At 45.0% G+C, this 20,159-nt stretch carries 17 protein-coding genes and 1 pseudogene; all 18 read right to left on the bottom strand.

Annotated elements, in window-relative coordinates; translation table 11 throughout:
- Positions 1-78 precede the first annotated feature (78 nt).
- A complete protein-coding gene (locus BLV00_RS12310; protein ID WP_093045274.1) occupies positions 79-1,395 on the bottom strand; it encodes an aspartate aminotransferase family protein in 1,317 nt (438 codons plus the stop codon).
- 12 nt (positions 1,396-1,407) lie between these two features.
- The gene (locus BLV00_RS12305; RefSeq protein ID WP_093045273.1) at positions 1,408-2,805 is read right to left on the bottom strand and encodes a YjiH family protein; all 1,398 of its coding nucleotides are present in this window, start codon (positions 2,803-2,805) and stop codon (positions 1,408-1,410) included.
- Positions 2,806-2,889: 84 nt separating this feature from the next.
- Positions 2,890-4,251: a sigma-54 interaction domain-containing protein gene (locus BLV00_RS12300; RefSeq protein ID WP_176791510.1), complete on the bottom strand. Its 1,362-nt coding sequence runs from the start codon at positions 4,249-4,251 to the stop codon at positions 2,890-2,892.
- A 436-nt stretch (positions 4,252-4,687) separates the two neighbouring features.
- A complete protein-coding gene (locus BLV00_RS12295) occupies positions 4,688-5,566 on the bottom strand; it encodes an SMP-30/gluconolactonase/LRE family protein (protein WP_093045271.1) in 879 nt (292 codons plus the stop codon).
- A gap of 91 nt (positions 5,567-5,657) precedes the next feature.
- Positions 5,658-7,206, bottom strand: a pseudogene (locus BLV00_RS12290) (long-chain-fatty-acid--CoA ligase).
- Between the two features lie 189 nt (positions 7,207-7,395).
- On the bottom strand, positions 7,396-8,601 hold the full coding sequence (locus tag BLV00_RS12285) for a thiolase family protein (RefSeq protein ID WP_093045270.1): 1,206 nt from the start codon (positions 8,599-8,601) through the stop codon (positions 7,396-7,398).
- Complete coding sequence (locus tag BLV00_RS12280; RefSeq protein WP_093045269.1) at positions 8,598-9,464, bottom strand: 3-hydroxyacyl-CoA dehydrogenase; 867 nt, start codon at positions 9,462-9,464, stop codon at positions 8,598-8,600. The genes BLV00_RS12285 and BLV00_RS12280 overlap by 4 nt, the downstream gene beginning before the upstream one ends.
- Positions 9,465-9,604: 140 nt before the next feature.
- Positions 9,605-11,122: an aldehyde dehydrogenase family protein gene (locus tag BLV00_RS12275; protein WP_093045268.1), complete on the bottom strand. Its 1,518-nt coding sequence runs from the start codon at positions 11,120-11,122 to the stop codon at positions 9,605-9,607.
- 143 nt (positions 11,123-11,265) lie between these two features.
- A complete protein-coding gene (locus BLV00_RS12270; protein ID WP_093045267.1) occupies positions 11,266-12,039 on the bottom strand; it encodes an enoyl-CoA hydratase-related protein in 774 nt (257 codons plus the stop codon).
- Between the two features lie 11 nt (positions 12,040-12,050).
- On the bottom strand, positions 12,051-12,827 hold the full coding sequence (locus tag BLV00_RS12265) for an enoyl-CoA hydratase/isomerase family protein (RefSeq protein ID WP_093045266.1): 777 nt from the start codon (positions 12,825-12,827) through the stop codon (positions 12,051-12,053).
- A complete protein-coding gene (locus tag BLV00_RS12260) occupies positions 12,820-13,128 on the bottom strand; it encodes an EthD family reductase (protein WP_093045327.1) in 309 nt (102 codons plus the stop codon). Before BLV00_RS12260 ends, BLV00_RS12265 begins: the two co-directional genes overlap by 8 nt.
- 80 nt (positions 13,129-13,208) lie before the next feature.
- The gene (gene paaD / locus BLV00_RS12255) at positions 13,209-13,706 is read right to left on the bottom strand and encodes a 1,2-phenylacetyl-CoA epoxidase subunit PaaD (protein WP_093045265.1); all 498 of its coding nucleotides are present in this window, start codon (positions 13,704-13,706) and stop codon (positions 13,209-13,211) included.
- A 26-nt stretch (positions 13,707-13,732) separates the two neighbouring features.
- On the bottom strand, positions 13,733-14,545 hold the full coding sequence (paaC, locus tag BLV00_RS12250; RefSeq protein ID WP_093045264.1) for a 1,2-phenylacetyl-CoA epoxidase subunit PaaC: 813 nt from the start codon (positions 14,543-14,545) through the stop codon (positions 13,733-13,735).
- Positions 14,542-14,895, bottom strand: a complete 354-nt coding sequence (gene paaB / locus BLV00_RS12245) for a 1,2-phenylacetyl-CoA epoxidase subunit PaaB (RefSeq protein WP_093045263.1) — start codon at positions 14,893-14,895, stop codon at positions 14,542-14,544. The genes paaC and paaB overlap by 4 nt, the downstream gene beginning before the upstream one ends.
- A 31-nt stretch (positions 14,896-14,926) precedes the next feature.
- Positions 14,927-15,895, bottom strand: coding sequence for a 1,2-phenylacetyl-CoA epoxidase subunit PaaA (gene paaA / locus BLV00_RS12240; RefSeq protein WP_093045262.1), 969 nt, complete (start codon positions 15,893-15,895; stop codon positions 14,927-14,929).
- Positions 15,896-16,333: 438 nt separating this feature from the next.
- Positions 16,334-17,296: a LacI family DNA-binding transcriptional regulator gene (locus BLV00_RS12235; protein ID WP_093045261.1), complete on the bottom strand. Its 963-nt coding sequence runs from the start codon at positions 17,294-17,296 to the stop codon at positions 16,334-16,336.
- Between the two features lie 197 nt (positions 17,297-17,493).
- Positions 17,494-18,129 carry a uracil-DNA glycosylase gene (locus tag BLV00_RS12230; RefSeq protein ID WP_093045260.1) on the bottom strand — a complete coding sequence of 212 codons (636 nt, stop codon included), beginning with the start codon at positions 18,127-18,129 and terminating at the stop codon, positions 17,494-17,496.
- Between the two features lie 966 nt (positions 18,130-19,095).
- Positions 19,096-20,082: a sodium:calcium antiporter gene (locus BLV00_RS12225; RefSeq protein ID WP_093045259.1), complete on the bottom strand. Its 987-nt coding sequence runs from the start codon at positions 20,080-20,082 to the stop codon at positions 19,096-19,098.
- Between the last annotated feature and the right edge of the window lie 77 nt (positions 20,083-20,159).

Below are 20,159 nucleotides of genomic sequence, written 5' to 3'. Positions count from 1 at the left end.
AACTTCACAAATTTGAGAAGTTCCTTTTTTCTCTTAAAAATATGACCCTTGAATGATTTCCTCTACTAACATAACCATCTAGTAAACCGTTAGGGCTTTTTCATATTCAACAACAGCTTCTTCAAACACTTCCAACCCTTGATCGATCTGCTCCTGAGTAACAATCAATGGTGGAATCATACGAATGACTTCTTGATGCTTCCCACAAAGGTAGAATAAGACACCTTTTTCAAGGGACAGATCCAATACGCGCATCATACCTTCTCCGTCAGGTTCCCCACTTACAGGGTCAACGATTTCGATGCCGATCATCAAGCCGACACCACGGACGTCGCCGATCACTTTATGGTTTTTCCGTAGTGCCTTCAGGTGATTCACCGCATAAGCACCAAGTGTTTTTGAATTATGGAGGAGGTTTTCTTCTTCTATGACGTCCAAAGTGGCAAGAGCAGCGGAGCAGGCAATGGGATTGCCACCGAAGGTTGTGCCGTGGGTACCCATCGGCCATTTGCTCATCAGTTCTTTGGAAGCAACCGTGGCACTCAGCGGCATCCCTGAAGCAATTCCTTTGGCAATGGCCATGATGTCAGGAGTTACCCCGAAGGTTTGAGCGGCAAACCATTCGCCTGTCCGACCAAATCCAGTTTGCACCTCATCAAAAATCAATAAAATGCCGTGCTGATCACAAATTTCACGTACTTTTTGCAACCATTCTCTTGGAGGAATGATATATCCTCCTTCTCCTAGTACCGGCTCGACAATGACGCACGCGACTTCCTCCGAGGTCACTTGATGGTCAAACAGTAGCTCGAAATCTTTTTCCAGCTTGTTCACACAGTACTTGGCTACATCTTCTCCTTTAGGACACCCTTCCATATCTGCATAAGGAAGTTGATAGGTCAGACCATTCGGCTGTAAAAATTTACGATACTTACTTTTCGATGTACTGACACCGAGCGCTCCCACCGAACGGCCGTGGAAACAGCCAGTGAAGGATATGACATAAGGGCGTTGGGTCACGTATTTGGCCAGCTTCAATGCTCCTTCAATCGCTTCTGTTCCGCTATTTGCAAAGAAGAAACAATCGAGGTTCCCCGGTAAAATACCTTGCAGCCGAGCTGCTACCCGGAGAATCGAATCATACATGATTACTCCAGACGGACCATGCATCAACTTATCAGCACCTTCTTTTATGGCCTTGACGACTTTCGGATGGCGATGGCCTGTGTTGGCCACTGCGATTCCCGACGTAAAATCCAAATACTCCTTGCCGTCTGTCCCATAATAATAGCACCCTTCCTCTTTCACCACAGGGAGGTTTGGATGGTCTTTGGCCATGCTAGGTGCGAGTAAATCCGGCAAACGTGTATATAATTCTTCAAAAGATGTTTTCATTAGAATGTCCCCCTATAAAATAAAATGTGCAATCACTACGATAATTGGAAGAGTGATGATGGTTCTTTGTATAAAGATAATCGCAAGCTCCCATACTGAAATCGGAATCTTGGATTTGACGAGCAGTATTCCTATTTCAGACATGTAAATCAGCTGGGTCAACGAAATAGCAGCAATGATGAAACGAGTCAGTTCACTTTCGATACCAGCACCGATGACAGCTGGCAGGAACATATCCGCGAATCCGACGAGCATCGCTGGAGCTGCTTGAGCCGCTTCCGGGATTTGCATCCATTGGAGAACCGGAACTATCGGCATCGATAAGTAGGTGAAAAATGGAGTGAATTCCGCGATGATCAAGGCAATGGTCCCGAGCGCCATCACTAATGGAATTAAGGCAAAATAGATATCAAGGACAGTCTGTAAGCCTTGTTTGCTTACTTGCTTGATCCCCTTGACCTCTGACGCTTTTTCGAGCGCTCTTTCTACACCCCATTGAAAATTGGACATCCCTTTCGGGGTATTTTCAGAAATTTGTTTCCCGGTCTCTTCGTAGTATGTGTCCGCTTTCCTTGATAACGGAGGGATACGGGGACAGATGAAAGCTGCAACCAAGCCCGCGACTACTACGGTCAAATAAAAAGGAACAAAATACTCTTCTAAACCTATAAAACTAATGACAACCAAACTGAACGCGATACTATTGATGGAGAAGTTCGTAGCGATGATCGACGCTTCACGCTTCGTGTAATATCCTTCTTCATATTGTTTGGTGGTGATTAAAACTCCCACTGTTCCCGCTCCCATCCAAGAAGCCAGAGCATCAATTGAGGAACGGCCAGGCAATTTAAAAACCGGCCTCATAACCTTACGCAACATTGTTCCGATAAAATCCATCAGACCGAATTGCATGAGGAGCGGCATCAATACTCCTGCAAAAAGGAACCATGCCGCCAAAACTGGTACGAGAGCATAAAGCATAGTCCCTCCTGTCACGTCAGAGGTTATGATAAGCGGTCCGACCGCGAAAATGGTCATGAGTGCGAACAAGGCTCCGATCATTCTAGTAATCATCCAAAATGTATTAATGTAAAAGAGTTGTTTCATAAAAGGACTATTCATAATCACCTTTGGCTTTATTGATTTTGCAAATATCGGAATAACAGCAGAGAGTACAAGAATACCTGTCATCAAACCCGGAAGGATTGGCTCAAGTATCGCTTGAATGGTTTCGGCCATAACACCGACACCGATCGTAATTTTTCCTCCGTAAGGGATTGGGAATAAAAATAACAATACTCCTAATAGAGATGGAACAATGAACCAGAAGTAATTGCGTTTGGTTCTGTAATCCACCCTATCTTGCTCCCACTGTCCTCTTTCCAGACTGCTTTTCTGTTTAGCCTCCATCTTCCCCACTCCTTAAATAAGTAATAAAAAAAGCAAAAGATTTTCATCCCTTACCTTCTTCCTTGCAAAAGCCATGCCAAATTTTTATTTTATTCTGTGTTTTTTGAGTTTTCTGACTACACTAGGTTGACTGATCCCTAAAGCATTAGCTATTTTTGTTGTCGTTTTAAATTTTCTTCTTGCCTGCACGAGCCTTTCTTTTTCCACTCTTTCTAGTGTTTCGTTCAGAGATTCTTCAAGATTATTCATTTCTGAATAAGTATCGATATTCCTTCGGTAGCCTTCAGGCAGATCAGCTGGATGAATAATGGGGGTGGGTGAAGTGACAACCAGTCGTTCTAAAAGGTTGGTCAGCTCTCTTACATTTCCCCTCCACTCCAGCTCGTTTAAGTCATGAAGAACTTCTCTGCTCAATACTCTCTTTCTGTTATAACGACTTGTGAAGTGATCCATAAAGGATTGGATCAGAGGAGTGATGTCTTCTTTTCGTTCTCTCAAAGGGGGAATCGTGATGGGCACTACATTTAAACGAAAGTAGAGGTCTTCCCGGAACTGCTTGTTCTCAACGGATTTTTCAAGCTGTCTATTGGTAGCACTGATCAACCGGAAGTCAGAATGGGTCTCTTTGCGACCACCTACTGGGTAGAAGGACTTTTCCTGGATCAGCTTCAATACCTTCACCTGATTCTGTAATGAGAGTTCACCGACTTCATCAAGGAACAACGTGCCGCCGCTAGCCATTTCCACAAACCCTTTTTTCCCACCTTTGTTCGCGCCTGTAAAAGAACCCCCTTTATATTCGAAAAGCTCTGCTTCGAACAAGGCATCCGGTATCGCCCCACAATTGACCTCAATAAAAGGGCCATCAGCTCGTTCACTTTTGTCATGAATCATTTTCGCCAGATGCGTTTTCCCCACACCAGACTCTCCGAGAAGCAGGACATTCGCATCCACGCCAGCCACTTGTTCAGCTGTAGCAAGCACATTGCGCAATCCATCACTTTTTCCAATGAGTTTTTCTTCACTCTGCTGTTTCAAACGATGCAGCTCACCCCGTACACGTTCCATTTCCACCGTCATTTCTTCCATACCTGCTTTAATTTCCATAAGTTCCGTTACATCATGGGAATAACTGACCACTCGAACGAGTTTCTCATCATCATCAAACACAGGCAATCCCGTAACCAGAAGCTTCTTACCATCAGCAACTGTTTGGACAAACGTCACTCTTCCCTTAGATTCGACCACCATCGGCGTTGCCAGCGGTGTGAAAAGACCTTCTCTTTCCAAGTCAAAGACAGACCTCCCCATCAACTCATCGACATTGACATCATAAATCTTGCCCGTCGCTTCACTAACTTTGACGATCGTTCCATCTGTTGTCGTAACTAGAATATCTTCTTGAAGAGAATGCAAAAGCGTTTTGTATTCATCCCACTCTGTCATCGAACCCACCTCATTATTCATATTTGAATAACTTTCTTTATTGTTTCAATAAGCCCATATGTTAAACGAAAAAATTATTCAATTCTGAATAGTCATATATTTTATCTTAGCATACATTCGACAAAAAAATTCAGATGAATTCAAGATTAAGATTATATAGCTAAAGAAAAGATTATTGAAAATACACTTGAATTCGTAACATACTCAAATGTAAAGAAACTTCTATCATATATTTATGAGTCACTCTTATTTTCCCTGAGGCTGCTTCCCTTTTCCTAGGTGGTCATTCATTGCTTGGGGTCCTTAGACTCTTCCCAGCCGAAATCCTAAAAACGTTGATATCATACTAAGAGGACCCAATCATGTGCGATTAGGTCCTCTTATCGGCTTAATATTTAGTGTTTATTTCCGGAAACTAGAACAGTTCATAAAAATTTTAACCTTTGAAATGGTAAGTTGGGGTTCCGGTTACCTCTGTTTCAACTTTGAACAGACCACCTGCTGATGGAAACCTCAATAAGTCTGCTTCCTCCATCCCGACACTGGCAGTTGTAATGTATAACTCGTTCATTTTTTCTCCGCCAAAAACGCAGGAGGTTACATTCAAGGCGGGGACAGGGATAGTGCGTAATTGCTCACCTTTGTCAGGGTTCCAGACAGAAACTTTCGAGCCGCCCCAGTGAGCGATCCACAAGTTACCATCTGTATCTATCGTCATCCCGTCCGGCTTTCCTTCACCTTCAGGGATTTCCACGACAATGGCGGGGTTCTGGATAGATCCGGTTCGTTGATCATATTCATAACGTACCACCTGCTTTGTCGGTGTATCGATGAAGTACATAAACCGGTGATCCGGTGACCAGGCCAACCCGTTGGAGGTACTGACGTGATCGACCTTTTTTTCAACTTTCATCTCTGTATCAAGGCAGTACAACGCGCCGTTTTCGGGGGTGCCGCTATAACTCATCGTGCCTGCCCAGAAGCGCCCCTCTGGATCACACTTGCCATCATTGAAGCGGTTTTCCGAAACACCAGCTTCCGGGTCAGTGATCTGCCGATTTTCCCCTGTTTCTAGATCCAATGAATAAAACCCCTTTTCCATAGCGGCGATAGCCCCACCGGAATTCCTCGGGACCACCGCGCCTACCCGCTGATCAACATGAATTTCTCTATTTTCTCCGTCTTCAGGATTGTAAATATGGACTTTTTTTCCTTCGATATCAACCCAGTAAAGCATCTGTTGTACACGATCCCAGCTTGGTCCTTCTCCTAAAAACGCTTTCGCATCCAATACCAATTCTACATTTCCGATCATCTACATTCCTCCTTACCCGTTCATTTCCCCTTCTTCCAATAAAAAAACAACCCCTGATATTATGTTATCAGGGGCCGTCAAATACCCAGTCTTAATTGACCATCCGATTCTTATCTTCCCAGAAAGATTTACGGATGACGACTTTTTGTATTTTACCTGAGGCGGTTTTCGGCAGCTCGTCTGTGAGCGTGACACTTTTTGGAGCCTTGAAATGGGCCAGTTTTTCCCTGCAGAACGCGATGATTTCACCTTCACTCAAAGTTTCTCCCTCTCTTAGGACAACGACCGCATGAGGGACCTCACCCCACTTTTCATTAGGCACGGCCACGACAGCCGCTTCGAGGATAGAGGGGTGTTCGTAGAGAGCCCCTTCTACTTCAATCGAAGAAATATTTTCACCACCGCTGATGATGACATCCTTCTTTCGATCGACGATTTCGATATTCCCGCCTTCATCAACGACAGCCATATCGCCGGTGTGCAGCCAGCCATTCCGGATTGTTTCGTTTGTGGCTTCCGGGTTCTTATAATAGCCTTCCATCATGCCGTTGGTACGCGTAACGATTTCCCCAATCGCTTTTCCATCATGGGGTACTTCGTCACCAAGTTCATCGACAACTTTCACTTTGCTGCCAATCATCTCATATCCAGCTTTAGCCTTCAGGCGGTACCGCTCCTCTGCCGGACGATCAAGATCCATGGAACGCAGTTCGGAAGTGGTAATCAATGGAGATATCTCGGTCATGCCGTATACCTGGATAAACTTCCAGTGCAAGTCTTCTTCCACTTTTCTGACAAAAGCCGGAGGCGGAGCAGAGCCTGCAATAACAACTCGAACGTCCTGCTCCAAAGCAGGATTTTCTGCTTCAAATGCTTCAATGACCATATTCAGCACGGTCGGAGCCATATGAAGAATCGTAACGTTATGCTTCTTGATTTTTTCTAACCTGAGTCGCCCCATTGGCTGTATAGTAAAAAGGGGAACCCCATCCGTTGACATGGAACATTGGTAAAACATGAAGAAGCGTATCCTGATCAGAAACTCGAAGATGATGCATCGTTGAAAGGGCATGGAGGTAATTCGCGCGATGGCTCAGCAGCACTCCTTTAGGGTTACCTGTCGTTCCACTCGTATATAATAAGGACGCGATATCGGATTCTTCTAATTCCACTCTTTCAAAAGATTCATCAGGAAAAGTTTCCAGCCATTCTTCATAAGCAAAACAGCCATCTTTAGCGTTGCCGTGGATGATGACCTGCTCCAAATTCGGCAGCTCTGGCAACACTTCTTCTACTAATGGATATAAATCCTGATCCACAAATAATACTTTGCTTTCACTATGTTCCAGGATGAATTGATAATCGGCTGGCTTTAATCTAGTATTTAATGGCGTCATGATTGCACCAACCTGAAAGACACCATAGAAGCCCTCCAGCATTTCGGTAGTATTTGGTGCCAGATAAGCAACTTTATCCCCTTTTTCTATCCCAAGCTCCTTCAGCCCCCGGGAAAGTTGATTGACCCGTTCATTCATTTGCCGGTATGTAAGCACCCGCTCATCATCGATGATTGCCGGCTTGTCTCCGTAAAGTTCAACCGCTCGATCTAAGAAATCAGTCAATATTAATGGTACATGCATCGCATCAGCTCTCCCTTACATGTGATTAAAGCGTTTACACGTTCTATTGTAATGATTTTACTGTTATATATCAACAACCTACATAAAAACAACTGTTATATTTTCTGTTATTCTCATAGAAAAACACAAGCCTCCGCTTGTGTTCATCCAGCAATCTAATTTCTTAGAAACAAGATAGGCAGCCACTACTTATGTACGTATATTTTCTATAATCGCAGCTATGCCCTGACCGACCCCGACACACATCGTGGCGAGACCATACTGGACATCCTGTTTCTTCATTTCATGGACTAATGTAGTCAAAATTCTGGCACCACTTGCTCCTAACGGGTGGCCGAAGGCGATGGCTCCTCCATTGACATTTACTTTGTCCTCATCCAACTCCAATTGTTTGATGCATTCGAGTGATTGGGACGCAAAGGCTTCATTCAATTCTACTAAGCCAAAATCAGAGATTGATAGATTCGAACGCTTCAATGCTTTTCTGGTGGCATAAATCGGTCCCAGCCCCATCATTTTCGGTTCAAGTCCCGCGGTGGCAGATATAACATACTTAGCGAGCGGCTTCAGCCCTAATGTTTCTGCTTTCTCCCTCGACATCAACAACAGTGCGGATGCTCCGTCATTGACTCCGGAAGCATTTCCAGCCGTAATCGAACCTCCCTCGAACAATGACCTTAGTTTTCCGAGTTTTTCTAAAGTAGTTTCAGGACGCGGGTGTTCATCCGTATCCACAGTGGTTTCATTTCCTTTCCGATCCTGATAGACGACCGGTACAATCTCCTCTTTAAAACGACCTGTTTCCATCGCCTGTTTCGCTTTCTGTTGACTATTATAAGCAAATCGATCTTGTGCTTCCCTGGAAATCTGGTAACGCTCAGCTACATTTTCTGCTGTTTCCGGCATACTGTCGGTCCCGTATTCCCTGGCTAGCTTATCATTAACAAACCGCCAGCCGATTGTCGTATCGAACATTTCCTGATTACCACGAGGAAATTCACTTGTCGGCTTGGCCATGACAAACGGGGCCCTGGTCATGCTTTCCGTTCCACCTGCAATGAAAACCTCCCCTTCATTTGCCATAATTGCCCGTGCTGCGTAATTGACTGCATCAAGTCCCGACCCGCACAAACGATTGACCGTCACGCCAGCAACTTCTACCGGTAGTCCTGCAAGCAGCGCCGACATCCGGGCAACATTCCGGTTATCCTCTCCTGCCTGATTGGCATTGCCAAGCACGACTTCTTCCAGTTCCTCGGCCGGCACGTCAGCATTCCGTTCGAGCAGAGAGCGAATGACAACAGCACCCAAATCATCCGGACGGACGTGCTTCAATGCACCACGATATCTTCCTATTGGGGTACGAACAGCATCTACGATGACAACCTCTTTCATTTCATCACTTCCTTTTCACGGTAGTCATATACTCCGCGCCCTGTTTTCCTTCCTAACCGGCCAGCTTTAACGTATTGCTCTAACAGGGGTGCAGGACGATATTTATCGCCAAGTTTTTCATGCAAGTACTTCAAGTTATTCAACCGGGCATCGAGCCCAACCATATCGCCCAGTTCAAATGGTCCCATCGGATAGTTGAGTCCCAGCTTGATCGCTTTATCAATTTCTTCCGGTGTGCCGACGCCTTCCTGAAGCATATAAAAAGCTTCATTTCCGACGAGCGTGCTGATTCTGCTCGTCACAAACCCAGGGAACTCATTTACGACCACCGTTTCTTTCCCCATTTGTTCGGCTACATTACGGATCACTTCCGCTGTTTCATCGCTTGTCTCCAGTCCGCGTACAATCTCTACAAGCGGCATCTTATAGACAGGATTGAAAAAGTGCATCGCTATCAGCTTTCCGGGGCGTTTCGTATAGGAGCCGATTTCTGTGGGGCTCATCGTTGAAGTGTTGGTAGCGAAGTAACAGTTCTCTTTGGCATGCTGGTCCACCGTTTCAAAAACCTTACGCTTGATTTCTTGCTTTTCCGGCACCGCTTCTATCACCAAATCGGCATCTGTGACAGCTTGTGCCAGATCAGTAGCATAGCCTAATAGTCCATGAGCCTGATCACGCTGTTCCGGTGTAATCTTGCCTTTTTCAATTCCTTTATGGAATACTTTCTCCAGTTCAACCTCTGCACTGGCAAGCTGTTCTTCTTTGATATCTACAAGCACTGTCTCATAACCGCCCACGGCACTTACATAAGCGATCCCTCGCCCCATCACACCTGATCCGACGACTACTATTTTATTGATCACGACCTAACCCCCAGTAATCTATTATTCTTATTTGATAGACAGCTTTTCCGCCTTAACTCGCCCATATTCCACCTTAAAGCTATGCTTACAACCGAAAGGAGAAGGCTGCCTCCAGGAGACAGCCTTTATTTGCTGATTTATCATACGCCGAGCGGATTAATTGGCTTGCTGCCGTAATAAGAGATGATACTCTTTGTCTCCGTATATAAATCAAGCGTTTCCACACAAAGTTCGCGACCAAAACCTGACTGTTTATAGCCTCCGAATGGTGTGCCCGGGAATGCGGAGAATGGGCAGTTGACCATTACGATACCCGCTTCGATCTGGTTAGCTACGCGAGTTGCACGGCCATGATCCTTTGTCCAAACCGCGGAACCTAAACCATAATCACTGTCGTTGGCAAGCTTGATCACTTCTTTTTCATCGCTGAACTTCATGACAACCACGACTGGCCCGAAGATCTCTTCCTGAACTGCTTTCATATCGTGGTTGACATCTGTAATAATAGTTGGCTCGTACCAGTGGCCATTTTCATACCCTTCTACTATCGCAGGCTTCCCGCCAGCCAATACAGTCGCTCCATCTTCAATCGCTGATTTTACATAACCATCAATGACTTCCAGTTGCTGCTGGCTGATAATCGCACCGATATGGGTGTCTTTTTCGAACGGGTTCCCCAGGTTCAGCTTCTTCGTTTTCGCCACGAATTTTTCCATGAACTCATCATAGATATCTTCATGTACGTATAAACGGGAGCGTGCTTCACAGGACTGCCCGGTGTTATAGAAAATACCGAACAAGGAACCATCAACAGCTGCATCGACATCGGTATCATCAAACACGATGCTAGGAGATTTTCCGCCAAGTTCCAATGTGACTCGTTTCAAAGTCTCGGAAGCTTTTGCCATGATGTCTTTCCCAATAGGTGTAGAACCGGTGAAGGCCACCTTGTCGACATCTGGATGCTCTACTAAATGGTTACCTGCTTCAGAACCAGAACCAGGAACAATGTTGACGACACCTTCTGGAACGCCGGCTTCGATACAAATTTCGCCCATTACAATGGCAGTCAAAGGAGTAAGTGACGCGGGCTTTACTACTACAGAACATCCAGCAGCAATTGCCGGAGCTATTTTCCAGGCCGCCATCATCATCGGATAGTTCCATGGAATAATCTGGGCACAGACCCCGACCGGCTCTTTTTCTGTATAGTTATGGAACGCGCCAGGCAAATTGTTGACGGTACCGCGGTGACCGACAATTGCCCCTGCATAAAACTCGAAATCCTCAATGGCTTGCATGACCTGTCCCTGTGCGGCTGATAGCGTCTTACCTGAATCAAGAATCTCCAACTCTACTAATTCGTTGAAACGGGAACGCATGATTCCTGCGATTTTATTCATCGTACGTGAGCGCTTGTTGATAGGATAGCGCTTCCATTTTCCGTTATCAAAAGCATTACGTGCTGCTGCAACGGCGCGATCGACGTCTTCAATCGAAGCTTTGTCCACCTGCGCAATCGCTTCGCCTGTCGCCGGGTTATGAATGGTCATCGTTTCACCTGTAGAACTCTCCGTCCGTTCTCCATTAATGATCATATGGTAACGATCACGCTTCATGTCCAACTGTTCCAACTTTTGTTCTTTTACCTGTGCCATAATGTCTCCACTCCTTTTTAAAATTAAATAAAACAAACGCCTGATTACCTGGCCTAAACCCCAGATTGTTTACTCTAATCGCTTAATTATTCGATAGGAACGCCAAATTAACTGCTTCGAACGTTCTTAATAGGAAAGGACGCCTATTTACCGACAAACTCCGGCTTGCGTTTTTGCAAGAATGCCTCGACGCCTTCTTTGTAGTCAGCAGTCAGCCCTGCAATGCGCTGTCCCTGGGCTTCTTTTTCCAAATACTCATCAAGCTCCATCGTCCAACTCTCTTTTAGGTTACGTTTGATCAATTGGATCGCTTTTGTCGGCATCGATGCCAACCTCTCAGCAAACTGTGTCACTTCTGTTTCCAATGAAGCTTCCGGAACCACTCTTGTCACCAGTCCGAACTCTTTCGCTTCAGCAGCTGTGATTTTTTCACCGAGAATGGCTAATTCCAGTGCTTTAGCATGCCCGACAAGTCGAGGCAAGTAATATAGATTCCCGGCATCCGGAATCAGGCCGACATGGATGAACGCCTCCACCATGCTCGCCTTTTCGGAAGCTATCCGGAAATCACAGGCCAGGGCGAGACTCATCCCGGCTCCTGCAGCTACTCCGTTCAGGGCTGCCACAATCGGCTTGTCACAACGCGCTATTTCTTTAATCATTGGCCCGTAATTGGAACGAATGATATCACCCAGGTTCGTGTCCTCATTAACTTCTGATAAATCCTGCCCCGAACAAAAAGCGCGCCCTTCCCCAGTGATGACGAGGCACCTTACCGATTCTTCTCCATTCGCCTGCTTAACGGCTTGCTGTACTTCCTTGTTCATTTGACCAATGAAAGCATTCAGCTTGTCAGGCCGGTTCATCGTAATCCACGCAATGTTGTTATGTACCTGGTAGTTGATCGTTTCGAACATGGTATCCCTCCTCACTTCCCTTTGAAGTCTGGGCGCCGCTTCTCAAGAAAAGCGTTCATTCCTTCTTTTTGATCTTCAGAAGCGAATAACAAATAAAAATTCTTCCGTTCCAGCTGCATACCTTCATCAAGCGGGTGATCGACGGCTTTGTCGACAGCCTCCTTGATTAACCGCAACGATAGCGGTGGTTGTTTTACCAGCCTGCGTGCAAATGCTTCTGTTTCCTCAAACAATAGTTCAGGTGCAGTCAGGCGGGTTACTACCCCATAGTCATAGGCTTTCCGTGCACTCATTTTATCCCCTGTCCATAACCATTCCAGTGCTTGTGGTTTTCCTAACAATTTGGTCAGACGCTGTGTCCCCCCTGCGCCTGGCATTACCCCGATGTTGACTTCAGGAAAACCGAAAGCTGCTGTATCTGCTGCAAAAATCATGTCACAGGCCAGTGCCAGTTCGAATCCTCCTCCCAGAGCAAATCCGTGGACAGCACAAATGACCGGTTTTTTCACTTTAGCAATCCGATCCCAATCCGCAAAGGGATTGTTCATTTCAAAATCGATCGGTCCATCACCGGCCATTTCATCAATGTCAGCCCCGGCAGCAAATGCGCGACCCTTTCCACTTAGCATCATCACTTTCACATCATCACTTCGGTCGAACATTTCCATTGCTGTGATAACCTCTGTAACCATCCCCCGGTTCAGCGCATTAAGAACTTTTGGGCGATCCAATTGAATCGAAGCCACCTGATCCTTGACGCTTGTTCGGATGAATGTAAAATCACTCATCTACTTCTTCTCCAACCATCAAGGTGACATAATCACCCGCAAACCCCATTAAATCTTTCCCGGAAGCTTTACCTTCGTCCGTTTTCATCGCTTCCTGCAACGCATCATAGCTGTCGTAATACATTTCGCACATCAGGTAGTATTTTCCTTCTCCGCCCATCGGAGACCCTGTGACTCTCGTAACCTTCATTTCTCTTAAACCAGGTATCTTCGCTGTGATAGGCGCATGCGTGTTGAAATAATGTTCGTCAAATTTTTCTTTGTCCTCCGGGTGTTTGTAGAGCGCAATCATTTTAACCATTTTTCCATCATCCTTTCCTGATTTATTTAAAATAGCTGTCTGGGTTCCCTTCCTTCTCATCCTTAGTCTTCCTATTACAATTACATCATGGTGGAGACAGGCTTCATCGCTTCAAAAGGGTTCTTACATTGCTTGCAATATAAAATACTGCGGCAGGCGGTAGGGCCAAAGATGTTTTCCATGGTGGTGTATGTCGAATGACAATATGGACAGTCCACATGCCATGCACCATCCGGTCCAGGTTTTTCAGGTGGAGGGGCTATCCCGAACTCCTTCAATCGCTCACGACCCTCCGTTGTGATCCGCTCTGAAGTCCATGCTGGGTGATAAATGAATGTCACATTCGCTTTTTCCACCCATTCCAGCTCCAATAATTTGTTTTCTACGTTAGTCTTGATAATTTCCAACGCCGGGCACCCCATGAATGTCGGCAGCATCTCTACATGGACGGATGACTCTGCGACTGCTATATTTTCGACCATTCCTAAATCGAGCACGCTGACAGAATCGATTTCGGGATCTTTCACCAGCGCAAGCATTTCCCGAACGGACTGTTCTGAAGTTGACACCAGGCTCATGACCACCCCTCCTTTCCATTTTTTAATTACCAGCTGGCGACCGGATCTTGCTTGTATACTTCTCCCAATGTAGCGAGGGCACTGTTTAAGTCCTCCGTATGGACACCCTCTCGCCCGTTGCCACGTTTTGCCTGAACGGGTGGGAGAGAAATCGGAAGCGGCTCGAATACCTTCTCCATCTCATTGTGCCAGCGCTGAGTCAGCAGTTTTTCCTCTTCAATCAGTCCTAGCGCAGCCATATTAGCCCCCTTTGGACCGAGCGTCAATACACCTTCCATATCTTCACATACTTTATCGATCGCATTTTTCATACGCTCTGGCGCTTCCCCTTTAGCGGTAACCAGCTGCGTGAACCACGTTTTCCAATGAAGCAGATGATAGTATAATTCCATATTGATTTTCACAGCCGCGTCAGCCAGCGGCTGGTAGGAAGAATTCTTTAAAGATTCGATGCGAACTTTCTTCGCCTGGGCGTAAAAATAGTGACGAACTACCGCAAATGCCCAGTCGTAGAGAGGCTTCTTCAGGTAATGTCCAGGACCATTAACCTCTTCCAGTAAAATTGCGTTTTTCCTCTGTCCCGCTTCGCGGTCATGAGCGAGCGCATCCGCATCACCTTCTCCTAAAGCTTCAAGAAGCTGATAGTAGATGGCCGCATGCCCCATCGTGTCCTGGTTGATAGAAGAAAATGCCACGTCCTCTTCAATATGCGGGGCAAGGCCAAGCCACTCTGAACCACGGAAAGCGATAATGAAATCATCATCCGCCAACTGATAAAGTAATTCTGTGACGGCTGTTTTATATTTAGGATCTGCTTGCGCTTCTTGGGCTGATTTCATTTTTTGTCGTCCCCTCCCCAAGACAAGATTTCTTTCTCATCTAAAATATTTTGTTCATAATGACGCCATTTTTTCTTTAAATAGCCGTACCCTTTTGTGGTGCGGTACTCTTTGTTATCCAGTCGCTGCAGCGATCCCTTTTCTTCTTGTGTCATTTTCCGGACATTTGAACGTTTCACTACCCAAATATCTGCGACAGGCTGCCTGCGCATGAAGTTTTCCTGCGCCATTACCAGAGCGATTTCTTCATTGGGAGCCAGCAAGCTGAACTGATGCTGCACCTGCTCACCATTAGACTTACTGCTGAACACCTCGAATTCCTGGTAAAACTCTCGGCCATTATTTGTCATATCCATCCCCCCCGTCATTATCCTGCATTTTTCAAACTACAGCTCCATCAGGACTTAATGCTTCGCGTACCCAGGCATTATTTTCATACGCTGTAATTCTAAGGTCCAGCCGATCCTTTGACTTAGGTCCATTATTCCGTACGATATTTTTAAATTCATTCCAGTCCGGCTGCTGATAAACCCATTGTTGTTTTTCCTTATCGTAATGAAGCGTTTCATCTGGAATGGTCAAACCTAGTGAGAGAACTCTCGGAATATATTTATCTAGAAAAGCTTGACGCAATTCTTCATTCGTTTTTGTACGGATACGATATTTAATGGTTGTATCCTGTTTCGATGTTCCTGTCGTGGTTGCACTCGCCGGGCCAAAGAACATCAACAGCGATTCCCACCAGCGATCGATCGCATCCTGAATCAATGCCCGCTGCTCTTCTGTCCCTTCTGCCAAAGCCATGATAATCGCCTCTCCATGCTGGGCATGAAAAACTTCTTCTGCACAGATACGTTTCAACGCACGGGCATATGGACCATAAGAAGCTTTCAGCATATTCGTCTGAGTAATGATGGCAGCACCATCAACGAGCCAGCCTATCAAACCGGCATCCCCCCACGTAGGCGCAGGCATATGAAAGACATTATGAAACTTCAAATCTCCTCTGAATAAATCTTGCATGATCTCTTCCCGTGTTTTTCCCATTGGCTTCATTAAATCCTCTGCAACCCTCAACAACAACTGGCCGTGACCCATTTCATCCTGAACTTTAGCCATGATTCCGAGCTTTCTCCGTAATGAGGGTGCTTTCGGTACCCATTCTTTTTCCGGAAGTGCCCCCATGATTTCACTGATTCCATGCATGGAAATCAATTTAATCAATGTCATCCGGTAATCCTTTGGCATCCAGTCATCCGCTTCGATTTTTTCTCCACTTTCGATACGCTCCATAAATTGTGAATGCTTCTCTTCTTCTGATAAGCGATCATAAGATAAAGTCGTTGACATCTCATTACCTCCCTTTCAATCATCACGATTGATAAACGCCAGTAAATTAATATGTCATGCCAGGTAAGCAGTCATTCCCTCTAAAAAATCAATTTCTATCGTTTTAAATGGAAGATTGATTATTTTTATGTAAGAGGCATCACCATTATTATTTATATAACGTTATAAAATCGTAACGATAAATATGTGTTATATTATTTAACCTAACGATAACGTGCAAATAGTGAAAAGTCAATACGTTTTCAGAAAATTATAAAGAATTCAAAAGCAGAAGCTATTGGTTAACGAAGATTGGACTGGACTGCACCGGAAGAGATAAAGGAAACACGATGAGCAGAGCGAAGCGATGTTAACTTATCGTACGCAATTAACTTTCCTAAAGTATAAAAAATAGCCTTCCATTATCCAATGGTCGGCTATCACTACTCTCAACATTTCCTATACGGTTTTTCGTTCAACAAGCTCAAATGGTAAAGCTTTATGAATGATTTGCAAGTCCTGGATAGCTTGCTGAAATGCTTCCTTTCCTATTCTTGGAAGCGGTAGCCGGATGGTAGTAATCCGGAGGGCTTTTGCCAACGGCTGATCATCAAATCCGATGACTGCCAGACTCTCCGGAATCGAAACTCCTAGTTTTTCAGCTTCCAGGATGATTCCTGCTGCCACTAAATCATTCGTTACCACAAGAGCGGTTGGTGCTTCTTTCATATCACGCCATTCCCGGAGTACACGCACTCCATCTTCCATATGTAAACATTGCTCAAAAATCCATTTCTCTGTCACTGGTTCCCCAATTTCAGCTAGCTGATCACGGTAGGCTTCATGCCGCTTCTGACTATTGCTTCCCTTTCTTCTGCCGATACAGTAGCCAATTTTCCGATGTCCTTTTTGTATCAGCAATTCCATCCCTCGCTGAAAAGCTCGATAGTGATCGATATAAATAGCCGAAATCTGATTATCCATTTTATTCTCACAAACAACCACCGGGCCATATGCACGATACTCTTTCAGTATGTTCCAAGGAGAACTTCGTGAAGTGAAAATAACCCCATCTACCTGCTTCAGTCGCAGCATGTCGAGTGCTTCCAATTCTTTATCCACTTGATAATTGGTTTGAATGACCATCAGCTTATATCCATTTGCTTCTGCGGCGTCAGCGATTCCCTCCAGCAGACGGCTGAAGTACGGATGGTTGATATAAGGAAGGACGACCCCGATAACAAATGTCTTCCCTTTTGATAGGTGGACGGCGTTGATATTCTGCTGGTAATCGAGCTGCTGTACCGCATGCCAAACCGCTTTCCTTTTCTCCTCTTTGACGTATGGATGGTTGTTCAAAACACGGGAAACCGTAGCAACGGACACCTGTGCAAGTTTGGCAATATCACGGATGTTGCTCATGTATTTCCCTCCTTACTGAAAATTATCCTTGCTCTGAAACGCGTTTCATAAATTAAAGTATAACCAACAAAGGAGGTGCGAAACATGACAGGTTTAATCGTATTATTCGTTATGTGCACAACAGTCCTTGCTGCGGCTCACTCAGTCGTTAAAGAAACCCACAATAATGAACCGCACAGTATTCAGAGCTTCAATGATTACTTCATCAAATGACCTTTCAACTGATCCAGCGCTGTATATATGTCCTCTTTGATCACAGGATTATAAAAGACAGCTGCTGGATGGTATAGCGGAATGACTGTGAATTTCTCATCTGTATAGGTGTACGCTGAGCCTGTTTGATCTTTTAATTTTTTTATCGGTGTCTCGATGGGTTTCCCCACTATCTCGGTCATTTTATCCTTACGCCCTGTCAACCGTTCATAAGCAACACTGCCAAGTGCTATAATCCAGCGGGGCTTCATTTGTTCGATTTGGTAATCGAGAATAGGAGCGTGGGCCAGTATCTCCTTTTGATTAGGCTTTCGGTTGGCCTTACGCTTTCCTCCTGTTCCTTTCTTGGTTGTCTTGACCCATTTATAAGGGCGGCTGCGGACAGCACTGGTAATATAGACATCATTCCTGGTCAGTCCAAGATAATCCAATTGCTTATCCAGCTCTTTCCCAGCCCGTCCGATGAATGGCTTTCCTTCCACTGCTTCTTTTTCTCCAGGAGCTTCTCCGACAATCATGATCTCACCATTTTCATTACCTGCTCCAATCACCAATCCTTCGGTATCGTAGGGAGCTATTCTTTCTTCAGCAAGTCGCAGTAACTCTTTTGGTAATTTCATATTCTCACCTTCATCTATTAATTTTGCTGCTCTTTAACCGCAATGTTTCCCTTTTTATGAGCATTCAAAACAGCTAAGCACCCGCTGTCTCCCATCCATCTCACATGGTATTCACTTTCTATTGTTAAGGTTATGTTAAACATTGTTGTTGATATTTCATAAGAGGCTTTTTCAACAAAAGGGCCGAATTATGGAAGACTCAGTTTCGAGATGTTTGTCTGAATACCGGTCCGGAGGGGAACGACTCCCTTTCCGCGGGCATGCGCTGAGCCTCCTCAGACTTCGTCTTCCGGGGTCTCACCTGTCATTTTCATCCCGCAGGACTTTGAAATTTCACCCTGAATTAACCCACGCACGAAGGAAATGCGTAGCATTTTCGAGGAGTCTCGCCGTTTCCCTCCGTACCTTGCCGTAGATAGTTCTCAAAATCACCCTTTAGAATCACCCTATGATGTTGATAAAAGACGTTAGCCTCTATATATCCTTTATAAATGCGTCAGGGTGAAGGTTTTAGTTGTGCACTATTCTCTTTTTGAAGGATCCGTTTAGTATAAAACTTGCTGGATGGCAGGGAAACGATCAGACTCCCGCGGGAGAAGGGGCTAGGCGAGATCCCACAGGGCTTTAGCCCGAGGAAGCTTGCCAGGTCCCCCGCAGGAAAGCGAGTCGTTTTCCAGCCCATCCCAACTCCATCTTGGTAACGGACCCAATTATCTTGAAACTGAGTCTTCAGCAAAAGGGAGCTTTAACTGTAAAATCAACACTGAGATTTAACAGAGCTATTGTTAAAGTATGATTTTCAAGGGTGAACATAACGGGAAGGCAGGATGGACATAACTGTCTCATTCCTGCTTATAGAATCTTATCAATTAATTGTAGCATTTTGTTTCACTTTCACCGTTCTAAACGCGTAGGAAAGCTATTAAAAATGCGCAAGGAAGCAGGAACGCTTCCTTGCGCATTTTTTCACTTCATTAAGAACATTACAACAGTAGCAGCCAAGTAGACACCAACTATTAATAGGGGAGGCAGGATATAGACAAACGTAGACCGAGGCTTTTTCCTGGAAATGCTATATAAGACCAGCAGAACCGTTAATATAGTACCACCACTAGTAACCATGTGGGTAGAGCCGGCGTGCTGGAATAAGTTATTTCCAAAATAAATCGCATCTGTGAAGGAAAGCAGCATAATATTGAATGCGCTGCTTCCGAGCATTGAACTTACCGCCATATTGTAATTCCTTAACTTCAAGACAGTGGCAACACTGACAGCATCGGGCAGAGAAGTGCTTGCGCCTACCAGAATGGAACCGATAAAGGAAGTACCTAAACCGGTGATTTGAGCAATCTGATCTGCTGTAATGGTCAAAACAGAACCGGCAATCATGATTAATAAACCGTAAATAATAAAACGTAATACAACCTGGTTTTTAGAATGATCGTCAAAACGTCGGTTCTCTCTTGATCTCCGTTTAACCTTTTCTTCGGAACGGCTATTGATCCATTTGATTCCGCCAAAATAAAGTAATACCAACACTACAGAGGTATAACCGACATGATAGATCCCTTCTGGAAGTGTGAGGGACAGAGCCATCATGACGACCATCGTCATAAGAATCAATAAATAACTATATAATTTACTTTCCAGGTTCGTGTGTCCCATGATTTGCTGGCGGCGATAATGGATATCCAGTAAAGCCAGGGCCAGGATATTGAATAGATTACTGCCAAGCAAATTACCCATTGCTAAGTCAGGGCTATCAATCATAATAGCTGTAACACTTGCCGTCAGCTCGGGCAATGAGATGGCTACCCCGATCAGTATTCCAACGAAAGCAGATGAAGCTTTCGTCTTTTCTTTGACCCCATCTCCATACGACGCTAACTGCACAGCAAGGTAATAAGCAGCTATAGCAGAAAGTATAAACAATACAAACATTAATATATCCATAAACTAACTCCTCGTTGTTGTCGTTAACCCTATACCTTTACCACTGCTTGATTATTATAAAACCACGTGGAGCAAAA

The organism is Thalassobacillus cyri, from assembly GCF_900107755.1.
GTDB lineage: Bacteria > Bacillota > Bacilli > Bacillales > Halobacillaceae > Thalassobacillus > Thalassobacillus cyri.
The sequence above is the reverse complement of the archived record's forward strand: the minus strand, read 5'-3'. Positions and strand labels throughout refer to the sequence as shown.

Excerpts from the sequence above, each read along its gene's own strand:
- BLV00_RS12235 (WP_093045261.1), bottom strand. The coding sequence starts at position 17,296 with ATGAGCAACATCCGTGATATTGCCAAACTTGCACAGGTGTCCGTTGCT.
- BLV00_RS12265 (WP_093045266.1), bottom strand. The coding sequence starts at position 12,827 with ATGAGTGATTTTACATTCATCCGAACAAGCGTCAAGGATCAGGTGGCT.
- paaB (WP_093045263.1), bottom strand. The coding sequence starts at position 14,895 with ATGACAAATAATGGCCGAGAGTTTTACCAGGAATTCGAGGTGTTCAGC.
- BLV00_RS12275 (WP_093045268.1), bottom strand. The coding sequence starts at position 11,122 with ATGGCACAGGTAAAAGAACAAAAGTTGGAACAGTTGGACATGAAGCGT.
- BLV00_RS12260 (WP_093045327.1), bottom strand. The coding sequence starts at position 13,128 with ATGGTTAAAATGATTGCGCTCTACAAACACCCGGAGGACAAAGAAAAA.
- BLV00_RS12300 (WP_176791510.1), bottom strand. The coding sequence starts at position 4,251 with ATGACAGAGTGGGATGAATACAAAACGCTTTTGCATTCTCTTCAAGAA.
- BLV00_RS12225 (WP_093045259.1), bottom strand. The coding sequence starts at position 20,082 with ATGGATATATTAATGTTTGTATTGTTTATACTTTCTGCTATAGCTGCT.
- BLV00_RS12285 (WP_093045270.1), bottom strand. The coding sequence starts at position 8,601 with ATGAAAGAGGTTGTCATCGTAGATGCTGTTCGTACCCCAATAGGAAGA.
- paaA (WP_093045262.1), bottom strand. The coding sequence starts at position 15,895 with ATGTCAACGACTTTATCTTATGATCGCTTATCAGAAGAAGAGAAGCAT.
- BLV00_RS12230 (WP_093045260.1), bottom strand. The coding sequence starts at position 18,129 with ATGAAATTACCAAAAGAGTTACTGCGACTTGCTGAAGAAAGAATAGCT.
- BLV00_RS12305 (WP_093045273.1), bottom strand. The coding sequence starts at position 2,805 with ATGGAGGCTAAACAGAAAAGCAGTCTGGAAAGAGGACAGTGGGAGCAA.
- BLV00_RS12295 (WP_093045271.1), bottom strand. The coding sequence starts at position 5,566 with ATGATCGGAAATGTAGAATTGGTATTGGATGCGAAAGCGTTTTTAGGA.
- BLV00_RS12310 (WP_093045274.1), bottom strand. The coding sequence starts at position 1,395 with ATGAAAACATCTTTTGAAGAATTATATACACGTTTGCCGGATTTACTC.
- paaC (WP_093045264.1), bottom strand. The coding sequence starts at position 14,545 with ATGAAATCAGCCCAAGAAGCGCAAGCAGATCCTAAATATAAAACAGCC.
- paaD (WP_093045265.1), bottom strand. The coding sequence starts at position 13,706 with ATGAGCCTGGTGTCAACTTCAGAACAGTCCGTTCGGGAAATGCTTGCG.
- BLV00_RS12270 (WP_093045267.1), bottom strand. The coding sequence starts at position 12,039 with ATGTTCGAAACGATCAACTACCAGGTACATAACAACATTGCGTGGATT.